The 16,429-nt window shown below is 71.9% G+C and carries 19 protein-coding genes; 9 read left to right on the forward strand and 10 right to left on the reverse strand.

The genetic code is table 11. The features are described from left to right. Positions 1–56: 56 nt before the first annotated feature. The gene (locus JJ683_RS04895; RefSeq protein WP_200171804.1) at positions 57–224 is read right to left on the reverse strand and encodes a hypothetical protein; all 168 of its coding nucleotides are present in this window, start codon (positions 222–224) and stop codon (positions 57–59) included. Positions 225–378: 154 nt separating this feature from the next. Here JJ683_RS04895 and JJ683_RS04900 point away from each other — a divergent pair, with 154 nt between their 5' ends. Next, entirely contained in the window at positions 379–810 is a 432-nt protein-coding gene (locus tag JJ683_RS04900; protein ID WP_200171806.1) for an SRPBCC family protein, read from the forward strand. A 23-nt stretch (positions 811–833) separates the two neighbouring features. On the opposite strand, the gene JJ683_RS04905 is transcribed toward JJ683_RS04900, so the two are convergent. The 5 genes from JJ683_RS04905 to JJ683_RS04920 form a co-directional block, all read right to left on the reverse strand. After that, positions 834–1,154, reverse strand: a complete 321-nt coding sequence (locus tag JJ683_RS04905; protein WP_200171808.1) for a hypothetical protein — start codon at positions 1,152–1,154, stop codon at positions 834–836. A gap of 2 nt (positions 1,155–1,156) precedes the next feature. Continuing rightward, positions 1,157–1,291, reverse strand: coding sequence for a hypothetical protein (locus JJ683_RS19415; RefSeq protein WP_277952078.1), 135 nt, complete (start codon positions 1,289–1,291; stop codon positions 1,157–1,159). Positions 1,292–1,489: 198 nt separating this feature from the next. Beyond that, positions 1,490–1,726, reverse strand: a complete 237-nt coding sequence (locus tag JJ683_RS04910) for a hypothetical protein (RefSeq protein ID WP_200171810.1) — start codon at positions 1,724–1,726, stop codon at positions 1,490–1,492. A gap of 212 nt (positions 1,727–1,938) precedes the next feature. Continuing rightward, entirely contained in the window at positions 1,939–2,445 is a 507-nt protein-coding gene (locus JJ683_RS04915) for a hypothetical protein (RefSeq protein ID WP_200171812.1), read from the reverse strand. 297 nt (positions 2,446–2,742) lie between these two features. Further along, complete coding sequence (locus JJ683_RS04920) at positions 2,743–4,326, reverse strand: adenylate/guanylate cyclase domain-containing protein (protein WP_207279947.1); 1,584 nt, start codon at positions 4,324–4,326, stop codon at positions 2,743–2,745. 61 nt (positions 4,327–4,387) lie between these two features. Here JJ683_RS04920 and nucS point away from each other — a divergent pair, with 61 nt between their 5' ends. Both nucS and JJ683_RS04930 read left to right on the forward strand, forming a co-directional pair. Beyond that, positions 4,388–5,047 carry an endonuclease NucS gene (gene nucS, locus JJ683_RS04925; protein ID WP_200171816.1) on the forward strand — a complete coding sequence of 220 codons (660 nt, stop codon included), beginning with the start codon at positions 4,388–4,390 and terminating at the stop codon, positions 5,045–5,047. Positions 5,048–5,078: 31 nt separating this feature from the next. Continuing rightward, entirely contained in the window at positions 5,079–5,378 is a 300-nt protein-coding gene (locus JJ683_RS04930) for an Rv1322 family protein (protein ID WP_200171818.1), read from the forward strand. Positions 5,379–5,390: 12 nt separating this feature from the next. On the opposite strand, the gene JJ683_RS04935 is transcribed toward JJ683_RS04930, so the two are convergent. Both JJ683_RS04935 and mce read right to left on the reverse strand, forming a co-directional pair. After that, positions 5,391–6,461 (reverse strand): coiled-coil domain-containing protein, encoded by a 1,071-nt coding sequence (locus JJ683_RS04935; protein ID WP_200171820.1) that lies wholly within the window; start codon positions 6,459–6,461, stop codon positions 5,391–5,393. A gap of 124 nt (positions 6,462–6,585) precedes the next feature. Then, on the reverse strand, positions 6,586–7,059 hold the full coding sequence (gene mce / locus JJ683_RS04940) for a methylmalonyl-CoA epimerase (protein ID WP_200171822.1): 474 nt from the start codon (positions 7,057–7,059) through the stop codon (positions 6,586–6,588). 218 nt (positions 7,060–7,277) lie between these two features. On the opposite strand from mce, the gene JJ683_RS04945 reads away from it, so the two are divergent. From JJ683_RS04945 to JJ683_RS04955, 3 genes are all read left to right on the forward strand, one after another. Further along, positions 7,278–8,468, forward strand: a complete 1,191-nt coding sequence (locus tag JJ683_RS04945) for an acetyl-CoA C-acetyltransferase (RefSeq protein ID WP_200171824.1) — start codon at positions 7,278–7,280, stop codon at positions 8,466–8,468. A 127-nt stretch (positions 8,469–8,595) separates the two neighbouring features. After that, positions 8,596–8,991, forward strand: a complete 396-nt coding sequence (locus JJ683_RS04950; RefSeq protein WP_200171826.1) for a DUF3817 domain-containing protein — start codon at positions 8,596–8,598, stop codon at positions 8,989–8,991. A gap of 75 nt (positions 8,992–9,066) precedes the next feature. Then, positions 9,067–9,945, forward strand: a complete 879-nt coding sequence (locus tag JJ683_RS04955; RefSeq protein WP_200171929.1) for a tetratricopeptide repeat protein — start codon at positions 9,067–9,069, stop codon at positions 9,943–9,945. Positions 9,946–9,981: 36 nt separating this feature from the next. Here the strand turns inward: JJ683_RS04955 and JJ683_RS04960 are convergent, their stop codons facing one another. Continuing rightward, positions 9,982–11,496, reverse strand: coding sequence for a neutral zinc metallopeptidase (locus JJ683_RS04960; protein WP_200171827.1), 1,515 nt, complete (start codon positions 11,494–11,496; stop codon positions 9,982–9,984). Between the two features lie 8 nt (positions 11,497–11,504). After that, positions 11,505–13,736 carry a 1,4-alpha-glucan branching enzyme gene (gene glgB / locus JJ683_RS04965; protein ID WP_200171829.1) on the reverse strand — a complete coding sequence of 744 codons (2,232 nt, stop codon included), beginning with the start codon at positions 13,734–13,736 and terminating at the stop codon, positions 11,505–11,507. A gap of 132 nt (positions 13,737–13,868) precedes the next feature. Here glgB and JJ683_RS04970 point away from each other — a divergent pair, with 132 nt between their 5' ends. The 3 genes from JJ683_RS04970 to JJ683_RS04980 all read left to right on the forward strand — a co-directional run bounded on the left by JJ683_RS04970 (position 13,869) and on the right by JJ683_RS04980 (position 16,408). Then, on the forward strand, positions 13,869–14,690 hold the full coding sequence (locus JJ683_RS04970; RefSeq protein ID WP_182348560.1) for an ABC transporter ATP-binding protein: 822 nt from the start codon (positions 13,869–13,871) through the stop codon (positions 14,688–14,690). A gap of 77 nt (positions 14,691–14,767) precedes the next feature. Continuing rightward, positions 14,768–15,574, forward strand: coding sequence for an NUDIX hydrolase (locus JJ683_RS04975; protein ID WP_200171831.1), 807 nt, complete (start codon positions 14,768–14,770; stop codon positions 15,572–15,574). 54 nt (positions 15,575–15,628) lie between these two features. Further along, positions 15,629–16,408, forward strand: coding sequence for an enoyl-CoA hydratase/isomerase family protein (locus JJ683_RS04980; protein WP_200171833.1), 780 nt, complete (start codon positions 15,629–15,631; stop codon positions 16,406–16,408). The last annotated feature ends 21 nt before the right edge of the window (positions 16,409–16,429 follow it).

A 16,429-nucleotide genomic window follows, 5' to 3' on the forward strand; every position in this document is an offset into this window, starting at 1 on the left:
CCTCCCTGGAAGGCTGGTGTGTGGTCAGAGACCACCAGCATCCAGGGAGGCCCGCCTCATGCGACGGAGCGACCCAGACTGGGGAATTTCGGTGAGCACAACTGGGGAATTTCAACGAGCGTCATCACCAGCGCGGTGTCGGCGCTGTCGGCTGCCGCAAGGATGACGGGCAGGTCCGCCAGACGCAGATCTCGGCGGTACCAGATGATGGCACAGGTGGTCATTGCTGCAGTATCGTCCCCAAACTACAGGCGCCGGTAGATCCGGTACGGCGACAGCCGGGGCTTGGGGCCGGATCCTTCAGGCGACCCTGGCAAGGGCTCAGGCCGCCTGCGGCGGCGGCTTGCCTGGGCTGCAGATCACGTCAGGGGTTCTTTGATGATCACGATGCACCGAACCGTCAGCACACGTACCGCGCCGAAGGCGGTGTTCGACTACCTCGCTGACTTCACCACGACCACCGAGTGGGAGCCCGGCACCGTCACGACTGTGTTGCTCGACGGCGATGGCGGTGTCGGCACCCGCTACGCCAACACGTCGCGATTCGCCGGACGCACCTCCAAGCTCGTGTACACCGTAGTGGCGATCACTCCTGGCCGACTGATCGCGCTGCGCGGGGAGAACGCGGCAGTGACTGCCTACGACACGATCACCGTCTGCGCTGACGGCGCAGGATCCCAGGTGCAATACAAGGTGGAGTTTGCCTTCCACGGGGCCTTGCGGTGGATCGAGATACTTCTGCGTCCCGCTGTCGCCTCACTGCTCGCAAAAGGCGCACGCGGGCTGCGGGAAAAACTGGAGGCGTTATAACAACAGCGCTGGCGGCGAGGCGGTCAGGCGACGTCGGTGCGGGCGGCGATGCGGCGTAGGCGTTCGGTTTCACTGGCGAGATGGTCGATGGCGTCCTTCAGCGATGTGCCGCGTTCCGCAGCGAGGGCGTGGAGTACCCATCCGCGGATCAGGGCACTTGTGGGGACGCCGGCCTCTTCGGCACAGTGCTCGATTTCGGTGAACGCGTCCGCAGGCAGGCGCACCGATTGCACCACCGACCGCGGCGCACCGCGCCGTTCGCCCTTGGTGTCAGCCGGTAGCGTCTGGTCACGCGTGTTTTCCGATTCCGCCTGCACGAGACGTACATCTTCTGGTGTACCCACTGCTACTCGCCTTCTTCGTGCCGCCGTCGATCACTGCTGTTCGATGCCCAGCCGTTGGCGCCGTAGTAACTGCTGCCGTGGCGGTGGACCAGGATCACCGTCAGCACCTGCCGACGGGTGTGGCTGTATCCGAGCACTCGAACTCCCAGACCGGACGTGCTGGCTGGGTCTGGGGCAAACCGCACGGCGGCGACATCGGCAATTGCTTCGTCGGCCTCAGCGGTCCGTACCTGGTGACGTTGCCACATGTGTTCGCTACGGTGCCGCCAATCCGCCGTGACAATACTACAAATCTACTACATCTGTGAGGTGCATGATGTGCACTAGTGTCGTTCTCAGAAGTCGGCTGCACGGATGTCAGAAGTGCTCTGCACACGCCCTGTTGTCGCTGCCTCCTCGTCGAGGATGGCTAGGGTGCGTTCGAGGATCTCGTCGGCTCGTGTGCCGATGTCGTCGATGAGTTCGTCGAGTCCGGCCAGGCGGGCGGCTCGCCGAGCATGGAGCAGTTCCCGACCGCGGCTTCGTGGAAGGTATTCGTCGGCGTAGGCGCTCTGGCCGCGGATGTCGTTCACGGGGAGGACATTGGGGTGTGGGCGGGCACCGTCGGGATCGTGTCAGGGGCGCGATGCAAGTCCATGGTCCGTCGGATTGCCAACGCAGCGCTGGCGGTCGTGTTCGCGTCGACGGTCGGACGCATGCAGGCGCCGTCAACTGTCACTCGTCGCCCACTGCGCAATTGTATCGGCGGCGCTGGCTGGGCATTCCGTGACGATGCGGAAGAAGCTCAGTGCGCAGCGCGGCGGCGCCCCTCGGCCAGCATCAGGAGCTCGGCGCGTGCCAGCGCGAGAGGGTCGTACCCGCCGGTGGCCGCGTGGATGTCCCGGGCGAGCTCGACGAGGTCGAAGTTTTCGGTGACCCCCGGTCCGTCCGCCAGCGACAGGAGCGCGGTCAGGCGTGTGCGGCATCCCGCGAGGCTCTCCTCGTCGAAGAGCGCCAGGTCATATTCGTCGTCTATCGAGGCGTCGCCGAGGCCGCAGTCCTCGTCGACCTCGTAGAGGATGGGAAGCCAGCGGTTTCCGGCCAGCGCTCCACGATGTGCGGACCAGTCGACCCGGGCGTCGCGACGCGCGATGCCCTCGAACGTCAACCACAGCAGGCCCGGGTCGCTGGCGGGCGAGGCGGTGCCGGCGGCCAGCTCGGCCGAATACTGCGCCAACATGAGCTCGTAGAACGCGGTGTTGGATGCGGTGCCGTAGTTGTAGCCGGTCCCCGCGTCGATCTCGAAATCCATGAGGCTTCCTCCCGAGGCCGTAAGCTGCCGCCCGCACCGTCGTCGGCCCGACGGCGTCGGACCGCTGCCGCCGTGGCGATCCTGCACGAGCGAGGCGCAATGCGATGCGGGGCGGCACATGTCCCGGCAACGCTGTACGTCCCGACTGGGCTGCAGGCGCCGAGAACGGCGCAGGCATCGGTATCGGGCGGCGACCGGCCGGCCGCCTTGGTGTCTATGAAGTAGATTGTGCACCCCGTCACCGACAGAATGTCCGTATCGGTTCCCGAATCGGGGAGTCGATGTCAGCCGAACGGCCTAATCGTTGGTCCGGGCTCCGCCGTCGCACGGAACGAACAGTGCGGTGGGGGCCGTGCGCCCGCGCAGTGCGGTCTCACCGGCCGCCCGCCAGAGTCGCTGCTCGGCGGGGTTCGCCTCCTGCCACGACGCCTCCGCCGCGACGGTGTGCGGATTGAGGCGCTTCGCGTACTCCGACAACCGGGCGGCCTCGTTCACCGCGTCGCCGATCACCGTGTACTCATAGCGGCGGTGCGCGCCGATGTTCCCGGCCACCGCGGAGCCGTAGGAGACTCCGATGCCGGCGGCCAGCTCGGGCACCTCGGCGCGGAGGCGGTCGCCGATGGTCCGCGCGGTCTCGAGGGCCGCCGTGCACGGGTCAGCGACAGGTGCCGGGGCGCCGAACACCGCCAGGGCGGCATCCCCCTCGAACTTGTTGATCAGTCCGCTCCGAAGGTCGACCTCGTCGACGACAACGGCGAAGAAGCGGTTGAGCAGCGCGACCACCGTGGCCGGCGGCCGGTGCGCCGCGAGTGCGGTGGACCCGATGAGGTCGACGAACAGCACGGCGACCTCGACCTCGCGCCCGGCCGCGTCGAAGTCGCCGGACAGCGCGAACGCGGCGACCTCGTGCCCCACGTGCCGCCCGAACACTTCGCGGATGCGCTCGCGCTCGCGCAGTCCGCGCGCCATCTCGTTGAAGCCGCGCTGCAGCTCGCCCAGTTCGGTGCCGTCGAACACGACCGCCTCGGCGTCCAGTCGCCCGCGCTCGACCTCCGCCATCGCCGAGCGGACCGAATTGATCGGGGCGAGGGTGGACGCGCACACGAGCAGGGTCAGCAGCAGTCCCACCGCGAGTGTGACGCCGCCCAGGGCGAAGACGGGGATCGCCAGGTCGGCCACCGACCGGGAACCGACGGTGAGTGTGGTGACCGCGATGATCATCAGTCCCAGCACCGGGATGCCCGTGCCGATCAGCCATGCGGCCACCATCCGCGTGGTCACGCCGGTGCGGCGCACGCGCGTGGGCGGGGCCGACGCCAGGGCCTGGGCGGCGGTGGGGCGCAGGGCGAACTCGCTGAACAGATAGCTGGTGGCGCACGTGACGGTGCCGGAGAAAACGACGGTGAATGCGATCGGGGCGATGTAGTCGAGGTCTCGGGTGGCGTAGGCGGCCGTGATGATCGCCGCGCTCGCGTACCACAGCACCGCCTGCCGCACAGTGATCCGGAACGGCATCGCGAGGGTGGTCCGCAGGTCCCGCGCGGTGGCGGGTTCGCCCCGGATGGCCCACCGCAGTCGCCGCAGCGAGCCCCGGGTGATCCAGACCAGCCCGATCACGAACGCGGCGACCGTCACCGCGGGCACGAGCGCGAAGTCGAGCAGCCACAGCCGTGAGGCGAAGACGGGCGGGCCGGGGACGACCACGGCGATGAGCACGATCGCGGTGGCCGCGCCGACGAGATTGCAGGTGAGCAAGACGACGGTGAGCAGTGTCTGAACCCGGATACGGCGTCGCGCGATGGACTCGTCGCCCGAACCGAGGATGCGCGACCCCAGCGGCGCCCGCGCTCGCCGCCTGATGCTCACCCGCCCCGCCTGCATGATTGCCGAGCATAGGGGAGCGGGTCCCGGTGTGCGGGGCGGCGGGACTTAAGGTGGTCGGGTGCGTCTCGTCATCGCCCGGTGCCAGGTCGACTACAGCGGCCGGCTCACCGCCCATCTGCCCATGGCCCGTCGCCTGCTCATGCTCAAGGCCGACGGCTCGATCAGCGTGCACGCCGACGACCGCGCGTACAAGCCGCTCAACTGGATGACGCCCCCGTGCTGGATCACCGAGGCGGACGGCGAGTGGACGGTGGTGAACAAGACGGGTGACACCCTGCGCATCCTCATCGAGGAGATCGAGCACGACTCCACGCATGAGCTGGGCGAGGATCCCGGCCTGATCAAGGACGGCGTCGAGGCCCATCTCCAGGAGCTGCTGGCCGAGCATGTGACGACACTCGGCGACGGGTACTCGCTGGTGCGCAGGGAGTTTCCCACAGCGATCGGCCCTGTGGACCTGATGTGCCGGGATTCGGGGGGCGGATCCGTCGCGGTCGAGATCAAGCGCCGCGGGGAGATCGACGGGGTCGAACAGCTCACGCGCTACCTCGAGCTGCTCAACCGCGACCCCCAGCTGGCCCCGGTGCAGGGCGTCTTCGCTGCACAGCAGATCAGGCCGCAGGCGCGCACGCTCGCCGAGGACCGGGGGATACGCTGCGTCGTCCTCGACTACGACGAGCTCCGCGGCATCGAAAGCGACGAGTTCCGGCTGTTCTGAGCGCGCGGCGCCGGACGGTTACACTCGGCCCGTGTCCAGGAGGAAGCATCGTCGTGGTGCGGCGCGGCCGGCGGCTCCGCTGCGCGTCGACGCGTTCGCGCACGTCGAGCCCGGCCCGGACGGCGCTGATTTCCACGTCCGGCGGATCCCGGCCGCGCGCGCGGTCAAGCGCTACCGGTGCCCGGGGTGCGACCACGAGATAGCGCCGTCGGTGGCACACGTCGTGGCCTGGCCGGAGGACGCCTTCGGCGGGGCCGGCGAGCGCAGGCATTGGCACTCCGGCTGCTGGCGTTCCCGCCGCACCCGCGGCGTCACCCGTCGCTGGTCGTGACGGCCGACCTCGTCAGCGGCGCGCGGAGGTGGCCGTGGCGATGGTGCGGGTGGACGGTTCGTCGCCGCCCGAGTCCCCGTCCTTGTCGCCGGGGGTGCGCGGTTTCCGGCCCGTGGACGTTCCGGGGCCCGGTGCGGTCCGATCATCCACGCGGGTCGGAGCCGGCGCGTTCTGCCCGCCGGGCTCCTGCACCGTTGATGCCTTCGCTGGGGCATCCTGCACCGGGGAGACCTGCGCTGCCGCTTCCTGCCCGGCGGGCTCGGCGGCGTTCTGTTCGTACCAGTCGAAGTCGGATTCGGCCGGAGCGCGCTCGGTCCGGACCCGCTGATGCACGGCGGCGACGTCGTCGAGCGAGGTCCGCACCTCCATGAGCTGCTCCAGGGCGTGCGAACGCATGGTGCGGAGCGTTTCGAAATCGGCCCGCGCGCGGGTGATCCGCCGGCCGGCCTCCTGGGTGGCCGCCTTGATGCGCCTGTCGGCCTCGGCCGCCGCGACGCGTTTGGTCTCCTCGATGTGCTTCTGCAGGTCCTCGTAGGTGCGATCCCTTCGCACCCGGGCCTCCTCGTCGAGCCGGTCGCGCTCCGCCTCGGCCGCCTCGAGGGTGCGGCCGGCCTGGGTGCGGGCGAGCTCCATGGTGTGCTCGTGCTCCGACTCGAGCGCCTCACGGCGGCGTTCGAGATCACGCAGACGGCCCTCGTGCCGCTTCTGCAGCTCGTCGGCGTCCTGGGCGGCCACCGAACGGATCTCCGCGGCCTCCGCCTCCGCGCGGGCGCGCATCTCCGCGGTCTCGTCCGAGGCGAGCCGCAGCATGCGCGAGATGCGGTCGCTCATGCCCTCCGCCGTGGTGGGAGGCACTGAGAGTCTGTCGATCTCGCTGCGCAACTGGTCGATCTCGTCGCGCGCGTCGTCGAGTTGCGCGGCGAGGTCGCTCGCCTGCGCGGCCGCGGCGTCCCGGTCGGTGGCGGTGAGGCGCAGCTCGGCGTCGAGGCGGCGCAGAAACTCGACCACCTGGTCGCGATCGTAGCCCTTGCGCACGACGTCGAAGCGGTTGGAGAAGGCCGACGGATCTGGCGAGTACGACATGCCTGCCACGGTACCGCCGGGAGGCGCGGCGGCGCCGGAGGCGCGTGCGGATCGCCGGACGGGGCGGGAAGACCGTGACCTCGCCGTGCCTGCCCCGTGACCGGCCTGTACCCGGCGCGGCGGTTCAGTGCGCGGCGGCCGCCGGCTCCACGAGTTCGATGAGCACGCCGCCGCCGTCCTTGGGGTGGATGAAGTTGATGCGCGAGTCCGCGGTGCCGTGCCGCGGGGCGTCGTAGAGCAGACGGACCCCCGCTGCGCGCAGCTCGGCGGACAGCGCCTCGACGTCGGTGACCCGGTAGGCGAGCTGCTGCAGGCCGGGCCCGGAGCGGGCGATGAACTTCGCGATCGCGCACTCGTCGTCGAGGGGCGCCAGGATCTGGATCGCGGTGTCGGTGCCGAACGCGGTGCCGGCGGGCGAGAGCATTCCCTCGCGGACGCCCTGCTCCTCGTTGATCTCCTCGTGGGCGAGGACGAGGCCCAGGTGATCGCGGTGCCACTGGACGGCGGCGTCGAAATCGGGGACGGCGATGCCCACGTGGTCGATGGCGGTGACGTAGCGCCCTGTGATGCTGCCCGCGGTGGCGGTGTTCTCTGTCATGGCCCCGACGGTATCGTGGCGGGTGGGGCAGTCGCGCGCGCCCACCCGCGTTCCGCGGTCGAGCCCGGCCCGGACGAACGATCCAAGCCCGGACGGACGATCCAAGCCCGGACGGACGATCCAAGCCCGGACGGACGATCCAAGCCCGGACGGACGATCAGGGAACGACCCCTCCGGTGCCGCGCCGCGGCCGCAGTCGAAACACGAGAGGATTCTTCGTGAGCAGTTCAGTCATCGTCGCCGGGGCCCGCACCCCGGTGGGCCGCCTGATGGGCGCCCTCAAGGATTTCTCGGGGGCCGATCTCGGCGGAATCGCCATCGCCGGGGCGCTCGAGAAGGCGCGTGTGCGCCCGGACCAGGTCGAGTACGTGATCATGGGGCAGGTGCTCACGGCGGGCGCGGGGCAGATCCCTGCGCGCCAGGCCGCGGTCAAGGCCGGTATCCCGATGAACGTCCCCGCGCTGACTGTCAACAAGGTCTGCCTGTCCGGGCTGGACGCGATCGCGCTGGCCGGTCAGCTCATCCGCGCCGGGGAGTTCGACGTCGTCGTGGCGGGCGGTCAGGAGTCTATGAGCCAGGCCCCGCACATGCTGCTGGGCAGCCGGTCCGGGGTGAAGTTCGGGGACACCGCGCTGGTGGACCACATGAACCACGACGGCCTCGAGGACGTGTTCACCGACCAGTCGATGGGCCTGCTCACCGAGCAGAAGAACGATTCCGACCCCATCGCGCGTGCGGACATGGACGCCTTCGCCGCGGCGTCGCACCAGAACGCGGCCCGCGCGTGGAAGGACGGGCTCTTCGCCGACGAGGTCGTTCCGGTCTCGGTGCCGCAGCGCAAGGGCGAGCCGCTGGAGGTCCGCGAGGACGAGGGCATCCGGGCGGACACCACAGCGGAATCGCTGTCGCGGCTGCGGCCGGCGTTCCGCCCCGAAGGCGCCATCAGCGCGGCCACCGCCTCGCAGATCTCCGACGGCGGCTGCGCCGTGGTGGTCATGAGCAAGGAGAAGGCGCAGCAGCTGGGGCTGAGCTGGATCGCGGAGATCGGCCGCCACGGCGTGGTTTCGGGGCCGGACGATTCGACGCTGCAGCAGCAGCCCGCCAACGCGATCGCCAAGGCCTGCGCCCGGCAGGGGATCGAGCCGGGGGATCTCGACTTGGTGGAGATCAACGAGGCGTTCGCGGCGGTCGGCATCGCGTCCACGCGGCAGCTGGGCATCGACCCGGCGAAGGTCAACGTCAACGGCGGCGCCATCGCCATCGGCCACCCGCTGGGCATGTCCGGAGCGCGCATCGTGCTCTCGCTGGTCAACGAGCTGCGTCGCCGCGGCGGCGGCACCGGCGCGGCAGGCTTGTGCGGCGGGGGCGGGCAGGGCGACGCCCTCATCGTGACGGTTCCCGCGCAATAGCTCCGACCGCACGGCCGCGATACCGCTCGCACAGCCGCCCGCCGCGTACGGCGGGCGGCCGTGCGTTGACGCACATCACACGCCGGAGGCGTATCCGGCCCGAAGCCGGCCGGGCACAATGGACGCCATGGCCGAATTCTTTGACCTCTCGACCCCGGCGAAGCGTTTTCGCCTCGTCGCCTTCTGGGAGGCGGTCACCTGGCTGGCCCTGCTGGTGGCGATGGTGTTCAAGTGGGGGTTCGGATACGACGAAGCCGTCAAGATCCCCGGGATGCTGCACGGGATCACCGGCTTCATGCTCTTCGTGCTGGTCACGTTGGCCACTGCACGCGCGCTCAAGTGGAATGCCAAGGTGACGCTGCTCGCGCTGATCTCGTCGGTACCGCCGTTCGGCACCATCGTGTTCGAGCGCTGGGCGGTGCGCAACGGGCTGCTCGCCGAGCTGTCGCTCACCACGCCGCAGGGCGCCACGGGCGAGCAGGACGGTGACGCGCAGAAGGACCAGGCCGGGGCGCGCGCCTGAGCCGGCGCTCGTGGCAGACTGGCATCCGTGACTAGTCCAGGTTCCAGGCCCCCGTCCGCGTCGATGGCGGCAGCGATGTCCGGCGCTGTGGATCTCGCCGGGCTCGCCCAGCCGCAGCGTCCCCCGCAGGAGCAGCCCCCGGCGGGCGCCGATGGCATTCGCCCGGTCGTGGCCGTCGGCGAGGCCGACTTCGAGACGGAGGTCCTGCAACGCTCCATGCAGGTCCCGGTGGTCGTGTCGATCGGCGCGGCGGAGTATCCGCAGTCCGTGCAGCTTGACGCGACGCTGGAGCATGCGGCGGTGGCCGCCGCGGGCCAGTGGGTCCTGGCCACGGTGGACATCCGCAGCGCGCCGCGCATCGCGCAGGCGTTCGGGGTGCAATCGGTGCCGACGGTCCTCGCCGTCGCGGCGGGACGGCCGGTGGACGCGTTCGCCGGGATGATCTCCGAGGCGGAGCTGGACCAGTGGATCTCCGGGATCCTCGACGCCACCGCGGGCCAGCTCTCCGGCCTGCCCCAGGCGGAGGAGGAGGGCGAGCCCGCCCGCGACCCCCGGCTGGTCGCCGCAGAGGAGCTCATGGACGCGGGCGACCTGCCCGGCAGCATCGCGGCCTATGAACAGGTCCTCGCCGACGAGCCCGGCCACGGGGAGGCGACCGCGGCCGTGCGGCAACTGCGTTTCCTCGTGCGGGCGCAGGAGGCTCCCGGCGACGCCGTCGCGACGGCGGACGCCGCGCCAGGCGAGGTGGACAAGCAGCTGCGCGCGGCGGACGCCGAGCTGCTCGCGCAGCAGCCGGACGCCGCGTTCGGCCGGCTCATCTCGGTGGTGCGCACCGGTGCACCCGAGGACAAGGCGACGGCCCGGACGCGGCTGCTCGAGCTCTTCGACCTGTTCGACCCTGCGGACGAACACGTCATCCGAGCGCGGCGGGGCCTGGCCAACGCCATGTACTGAGCGGAGCCCCGGCGTCGAGGGTCGCCATCGTGGGCGTCACGGATAGATCGTGCGGCATGTGTGCACGCCTCCGGTGAAGCCGTCGCGGAACGCGTCGAGCCGGGCGAACGCGCTCGGCACGGTGGTGCCGTCGATGTCGGCGGCGATGAGCCCGCCGTCGAGCAGCCCGGCCACCGCCTCGTCCAAGTCGCCGGGGCGCAGTCGGAGCCCTTCGCCCCGGGGCGCGCCGCCTGCCTGCGGCCCGCCGGCGCTCGTGGCCGCGCCTCCTGAGGTCTGTCCCAGATAGGCGGACCAGGCGCCGGTCGTGCAGGCCGTGCGCAGGGCGGCCCGGCCACCGGCCAGCGTGGCACCGCGCGCGTCGGCGGCGGCCAGCGCATACCGGGACACGACGGCGCTGAGCGCGGTGAAGTCGCCGCCGAGCCCCTGCGGCCCGCCGTCGGCCAGCGCGGCCAATGCGGGCAGGTCCGCGGCGACGGCGCCGGTGGAGGCGCAGAAGGTCGCCGGCGAGGTGGACCGGTCGCATCCGCCGGTGGGGTCGTCGGTGTCGGGCTCCGGGAGCCGCACATCGGGGAGCCGTGAATCGGAGAGCATCGCCGCGAACGACGCGGCGACGGCGTCGAGCACGGCCTCGTCGACCGGCCGCGGGGCGGGGTCACCGGCCCCGAGCGCCGCGAGCGGCACCGCCACCCGGCGCGCGTCCACGTCCGCGGCGTCGAGTTCCGCGCACGCCGACGCGGAACCGCTGAAGCCCTCCTGGAACGCGGTGATCCGTTCGAAGGCGGACCCGTGCTCGGAGCCGCCGAACCCCGCATCGTCGGGCGCATCGCGGATACCGACGAGCACCGCCAGCGCGGACTCCAGGCCGTCGGTGGTGTTCATGGTGAAGTGCGTGGAGCCGCCCTCGGCGACGTGGCGCAGGAACACCCCCGCGTAGCAGTCCGCCTGCTGCTCGAGCACGATCGTCGGCGCCTGCGTGGTGCGCACCCCGGTCTGGTACTGCACCACGTGGCCGTATTCGTGGGCGAGCACCACCACAGGGGCGAGGTCGCCGTACTGAGCGACGAGGTCCGATAACAGCGGCCCGCGGTCCCAGCCGATCTCATTGCGGGAGAGGCAGAAGCCGGCGTTGGCGACGCCGTCGGTGGGGTCGCCGCAGAACAGCGGTCCCGGCGCCTGCGGGTCCGCCGAATCCCACGAGACGAACCGCGCGACCGGGGTGAACGGGCGGTGGAAGGCGCGGGGGAACGTCTCGGCCCAGAATCTGCCCAGGTCGTCGACAGCGTCCGCGGCGAGCGTGTCGATGCGGCCGTGCGTGCCTCCGGCCACCTGCACCTGCGGGGCGGGCGCGTCGGCACGGGGGCCGCTGGGACCGTCAGTGACCGGCATGCCGGCGACGGTGTCGGTCGATGCGGCCTGCGGGCGGGCCGAGCCGTCGGTGGTGACGGTGCACGCCGATCCCGCGGCGATGAGGGCGCACGACGCTGCCGCCGCCGCGGCCGCACGGGCCGACGGGCGCCGCGGACGGCGGGCTCGCGGGGGCCTCGTCGGCATGGTGCTCCTCAACGGGGTGATCGGCCCGCCGGGTCGCGGACCAACCACACGGTACTGCGGGCGGGCAGGGCGACGCGGATCCGGAGCGCCCCCGCCTCGTCCGCGCCATCGCCGCTGTCGACTTCCCCGTCGATGCGGACACGGGCGGGCTCGCGGTGTCCGGTGTCGACTGCGACCCGCCAGGCGCCGGCGAAGGGGGACCGGATCCGCGTGTCCACGGGGAGGTCCGACAGGTTCGCCACGCAGATCACCGAGGACGCGAGCGCCGGGGCGTGCGCGGTGTGGCGGGCGAAGGCGAGCACCCGGGGGTCCTCGGCCGCGGTGAGACGGGCGACGCCGCCGGGCGTGCCGTCGTCGAGCCACAGCGCAGGGATCGACCGGTACAGCGCGTTGAGCCGGGCCACCAGCGCGCGCACGCCGTCGTGGAGCGGGTCGCGCAGTTGTCCCCAGTCGGGGCCGTAGAGGTCGGACCACTCCGAGGCCTGGCCGTATTCCTGCCCCATGAACAGCAGCTTTTTGCCCGGGTGCGCCCACATGGCCGCCAGCAGCGCGCGGACCCGCTCCGCACGTTGCTCGGGCGGTCCGGAGAACCGTTGCCACGGCGTTCCTTTGCCGTGCACCACTTCGTCGTGGCTGATCGGCAACACGTAGTGCTCGTCGCAGGCGTAGTCGAGGGTGCGGGCGGCGCGGGCGGGCGGGCCTCCACCGGGCAGCGGTCCGCCCGCACCCAGGGTGTCGTGCATCCACCCGAGGTTCCACCGGAAGGTGAACCCCAGGCCGCCTCGCGCGGCGGGGGCCGTGGTGCCCGGCCGCAGCGACGAATCCTCGGCGATGAGGCTCACCCCGGGGTGCAGGCGGGAGACAGTGGCGGTGAGCTCGCGCAGGAAGCCGGCCGCCGCGAGGTCCTCGCGGCCTCCGCGCGCGTTCGGCGTCCAGCGCCCTGCCCGGCGCGAGTAGTCGCGGTAGATCATCGACGCCACCGCGTCGACGCGCAGGCCGTCGAGGTGGAACCGTTCGATCCAATACAGCGCGGAGGACAGCAGGAACGCGCGGATCTGGGGACGGGCGAGGTCGAAGGTGAGCGTGCCCCAGTCCGGATGGTCGGCGCGCAGCGGATCGCCCGGCTCGTACAGTGCCTCGCCGTCGAAGCGGGCGAGTGCCCAGCCGTCGCGCGGGAAGTGCGCGGGGACCCAGTCGGCGATCACCCCGATTCCGGCCGCGTGGAAGGCGTCCACCAGCCTGCGGAGGCCGTCGGGGTCGCCGAAGCGGGCGGTAGGAGCGAACTGCGAGGTCACCTGGTAGCCCCACGAACCGCCGTAGGGGTGCTCGGCCACCGGCAGCAGCTCCACGTGGGTGAACCCGAGGTGTGCGACATACGGCACGAGTTCGGCGGCCAACCCGTCGTAGTCGAGGCCGGGGCGCCACGAGCCCAGGTGCACCTCGTAGACGGACATCGGGCGGCGCCGCGGATCGACGGCGGCCCGGCGCCGCAGCCACGCGTCATCGCGCCACCGGTGCCGCTCCGCGGTCACGCGCGACGCCGTGTTCGGCGGCGCCTCCGCCCACCGGGCCATCGGGTCGGCACGGTCGGCGAGGGTCCCGTCGGGGGCACGGATGCGGAACTTGTAGAGCTCGCCCGGGCCGACGCCGGGGACGAACACCTCCCACACCCCGGTGCCCGGCAGGCGGCGCATGGGGGCGCCGAGCTCCGACCAACCGTCGAACCCGCCGATGACCGCGACCCCCCGTGCATGCGGGGCCCACACGGCGAAGGCGGTTCCGGACACCGCGCCCGTGGGCGTGCCCATCATCGTCGGGCGTGCACCCAGGGCCTCCCACAGCCGGCGGTGCGTGCCCGCGGCGAGGCGGCGGGGCGTGTCCCCCGGGACGGTGGTGGGCATGGTGTATCCGTCGGGCGTCACATAGGTGCGGCCCGGCGGATAGGTGACGACGAGCCGGTAGTCCTCCCCGGCTGCCACCGGGAGGACCGCGGCGAACGTGCCAGGATGCGGGCCGCCGCGCCCGTCGGCGGGGCGCGGGTCGACGGGCGCGAGCGGGTGCAGCGCGTCCGCGGTGCGCACCGACACCGCGGTGGCGCCCGGTTTGAGCACCCGCACGACGGTCCCGCCGGGGTGCGGGAAGGCGCCGAGCACGGCGTGCGGATCCGGGTGCTCGAGGCGCAGGACGCGGAGCAGCGCGGCGGCGTCGCCGGGCGGGGGCTCTGCGGGCGGGCGGGTCATGTCGGTGCGCTTCCGGGTGCGGACGGGCGGGTGCGGTCGAACGGGGGCTGGCACGGCGGCGGGTGAGGGGGGCGACACGTGCAACCGGGCACCGTCCGCGCCGCCGATTCCGTACTGGTCCAAGATGGGGGTGTGCGTGAACCTGATCCCGATCTTCTCATCGACCTGCAGGACGTCCACCTGCGCCGCGGCGGTGCCACGCTCGTCGGCCCGCTGAGCTGGCGCGTGGAGCTGGACGAGCGCTGGGTGGTGCTGGGCCCCAACGGCGCCGGCAAGACCTCTCTGCTGCGGCTGGCGGCGGCACAGGAGTTCCCCTCCGCCGGCTCCGCGCACATCCTCGGCGAGGTGATGGGGCGGGTCGACACCTCCGAACTGCGCCCCCGGATCGGGCTGTCGTCGTCGGCGCTGGCGGCCCGCATCCCGGGCGAGGAGACGGTCTTCGACCTCGTCATCTCCGCGGGCTATGCGGTGCTGGGGCGGTGGCGCGAATCCTACGACCGGATGGATGTGGACCGCGCGCACGAGCTTCTCGAGAGCCTGGGCGCCGAGCATCTGGCGGACCGCATGTACGGCACGCTGTCGGAGGGCGAACGCAAGCGCGTCCTCATCGCCCGCGCGCTGATGACGGACCCCGAGCTGCTGCTGCTGGACGAGCCGGCGGCCGGGCTGGACCTGGGCGGGCGCGAGGACCTCGTGGCGCGTCTGGCAGTGCTGGCCGCGGACCCGGACGCGCCCGCGACGGTGCTCGTCACCCACCACGTCGAGGAGATTCCGCCGGGGTTCAGCCATGCGCTGCTGCTCAGCGAGGGCGGCGTGGTGGCCCAGGGGCTGATCGACGACGTGATCACCGCCGAGAACCTTTCGGCCGCGTTCCGGCAATCCATCGCGCTCGACGCGGTGGACGGCCGCTACTTCGCCCGCCGCAGCCGGGTGGCCGGCCGCCACCGGGCGTGAGCCGCGCGGGCCGGGCCGCCGCGCGCGGATCACCGCACGGCCCGCGAGACGGATCGGACTCCAGAGGAAGGTGCCACATGTCACTGCCGCTCAACGTCGACGCGGACGCCCCCGTCCCCGAGCCCAAGGACGCCTCCACCGTGATGCTCCTGCGCGACGGTGCGGCGGGCATCGAGGTGTTCCTGGTGCGCCGGGTGGCGGGCATGGCGTTCGCGGGCGGGATGACGGTGTTCCCCGGCGGCGGGGTGGACGGGTCGGATTCCGACGCCTCGCTGGCATGGGCCGGCCCGGAGGCGCACTGGTGGGCCGGGCGGCTGGGCGTGGACGAGGCACGCGCGCGCCGGCTCGTGTGCGCCGCGGCGCGCGAGACATTCGAAGAGTGCGGCGTCCTGCTGGCGGGCGCGGAGCCGGGCACGGCCGTGGTGGACACGGCCCCCTACGCCGGCGCGCGCCCGGAGCTGGAGGCGCACAGCTACGGTTTCGCCGAGTTCCTCACCCGTGAGGGCCTGACCTTCGACACCGAACTGCTGCGGCCATGGTCGCACTGGATCACCCCGATCGGCGAGAAGCGCCGGTACGACACCTACTTCTTCGTCGCGGCGCTCCCGGACGGGCAGCAGGCGGACGGCCAGACGTCCGAGGCGGCGGAGGTGCTGTGGAGCACACCGGCCGCGGCCATCGACCATTGGCGGGCCGGCGGTTCGATGCTGCTGCCGCCCACCTGGTCGCAGCTGGACACGCTGGCGCAATTCGACTCGGTCGCCGCGGTGATGGCCGCGGAACCCGAGATCTCCGCCGTCCAACCGGACCTGGTGCGCACCGACACCGGGTGGCGTGTCGACTTCGACGGCGGTGAGCGGTACCTGGCGGCGATGCCGCGTTGAACGTGCCCGCGGGTACCGGAAAGCCGCCCCGGCGGCGGCGGGTAATCTGCGTGCATGGCTGAATTCGTAACGCTCGAGGTCGACGCCGGCATCGGCACCATCCGGTTGCACCGACCCCCGATGAACGCACTCAACCGCCAGGTCCAGCGCGAGCTGGTCGCGGCGGCGCGGGAGGCCGACGAGCGTGACGACGTCGCCGCCGTCATCGTCTACGGCGGCGAGAAGCTCTTCGCCGCCGGCGCCGACATCAAGGAGATGGACGGCATGACGGCTGCGGAGATGGACCGCCTGGCGCTCGGTCTGCAGCGCGCGATCGGCGTCGTCTCCGAGATCGCCAAGCCCACCGTCGCCGCCGTCACCGGGTACGCCCTGGGCGGCGGTCTCGAGGTGGCGCTGAGCGCGGACCGCCGCATCGCCGGCGACAACGCCAAGTTGGGCGTGCCGGAGATCCAGCTGGGCATCATCCCCGGCGGCGGCGGCACGCAGCGCCTGGCCCGGCTCGTGGGCCCCGCGAAGGCCAAGCAGATGGTCTTCACCGGCAGGCACGTGGGCGCCGAGGACGCGCTGGCGATGGGGCTGGTCGACGAGGTCGTCGCCCCCGACGACGTCTACGAGGCCGCCCGCCGCTGGGCGGGGCGGTTCGTCGGTGCGGCGGGCCGTGCGCTCGCCGCCGCCAAGGCTGCCATCGACGAGGGGCTCGACACCGACCTCGAATCGGGGCTGCGCATCGAGGCGCGCCTGTTCGCCGCACTGTTCACCACCGAGGACCAGAAGATCGGCATGCAGTCGTTCGTCGAGAACGGTCCCGGAAAAGCCGAATTCACCGGGCGCTGAGCGCCGCCGAGGAGGGTGAAA

The sequence above is a fragment of the Tomitella cavernea genome (genome assembly GCF_016599145.1).
Lineage (GTDB): Bacteria > Actinomycetota > Actinomycetes > Mycobacteriales > Mycobacteriaceae > Tomitella > Tomitella cavernae.

Coding starts and splice junctions, on each gene's coding strand:
- JJ683_RS04915 (WP_200171812.1), bottom strand. CDS start 2,445: ATGGATTTCGAGATCGACGCGGGGACCGGCTACAACTACGGCACCGCA.
- JJ683_RS04950 (WP_200171826.1), top strand. CDS start 8,596: ATGGCCGAATTCTTTGACCTCTCGACCCCGGCGAAGCGTTTTCGCCTC.
- glgB (WP_200171829.1), bottom strand. CDS start 13,736: ATGACCCGCCCGCCCGCAGAGCCCCCGCCCGGCGACGCCGCCGCGCTG.
- mce (WP_200171822.1), bottom strand. CDS start 7,059: ATGACAGAGAACACCGCCACCGCGGGCAGCATCACAGGGCGCTACGTC.
- JJ683_RS04895 (WP_200171804.1), bottom strand. CDS start 224: ATGACCACCTGTGCCATCATCTGGTACCGCCGAGATCTGCGTCTGGCG.
- JJ683_RS04975 (WP_200171831.1), top strand. CDS start 14,768: ATGTCACTGCCGCTCAACGTCGACGCGGACGCCCCCGTCCCCGAGCCC.
- JJ683_RS04900 (WP_200171806.1), top strand. CDS start 379: ATGATCACGATGCACCGAACCGTCAGCACACGTACCGCGCCGAAGGCG.
- JJ683_RS04920 (WP_207279947.1), bottom strand. CDS start 4,326: ATGCAGGCGGGGCGGGTGAGCATCAGGCGGCGAGCGCGGGCGCCGCTG.
- JJ683_RS04955 (WP_200171929.1), top strand. CDS start 9,067: ATGTCCGGCGCTGTGGATCTCGCCGGGCTCGCCCAGCCGCAGCGTCCC.
- JJ683_RS04980 (WP_200171833.1), top strand. CDS start 15,629: ATGGCTGAATTCGTAACGCTCGAGGTCGACGCCGGCATCGGCACCATC.
- JJ683_RS04935 (WP_200171820.1), bottom strand. CDS start 6,461: ATGTCGTACTCGCCAGATCCGTCGGCCTTCTCCAACCGCTTCGACGTC.
- JJ683_RS04960 (WP_200171827.1), bottom strand. CDS start 11,496: ATGCCGACGAGGCCCCCGCGAGCCCGCCGTCCGCGGCGCCCGTCGGCC.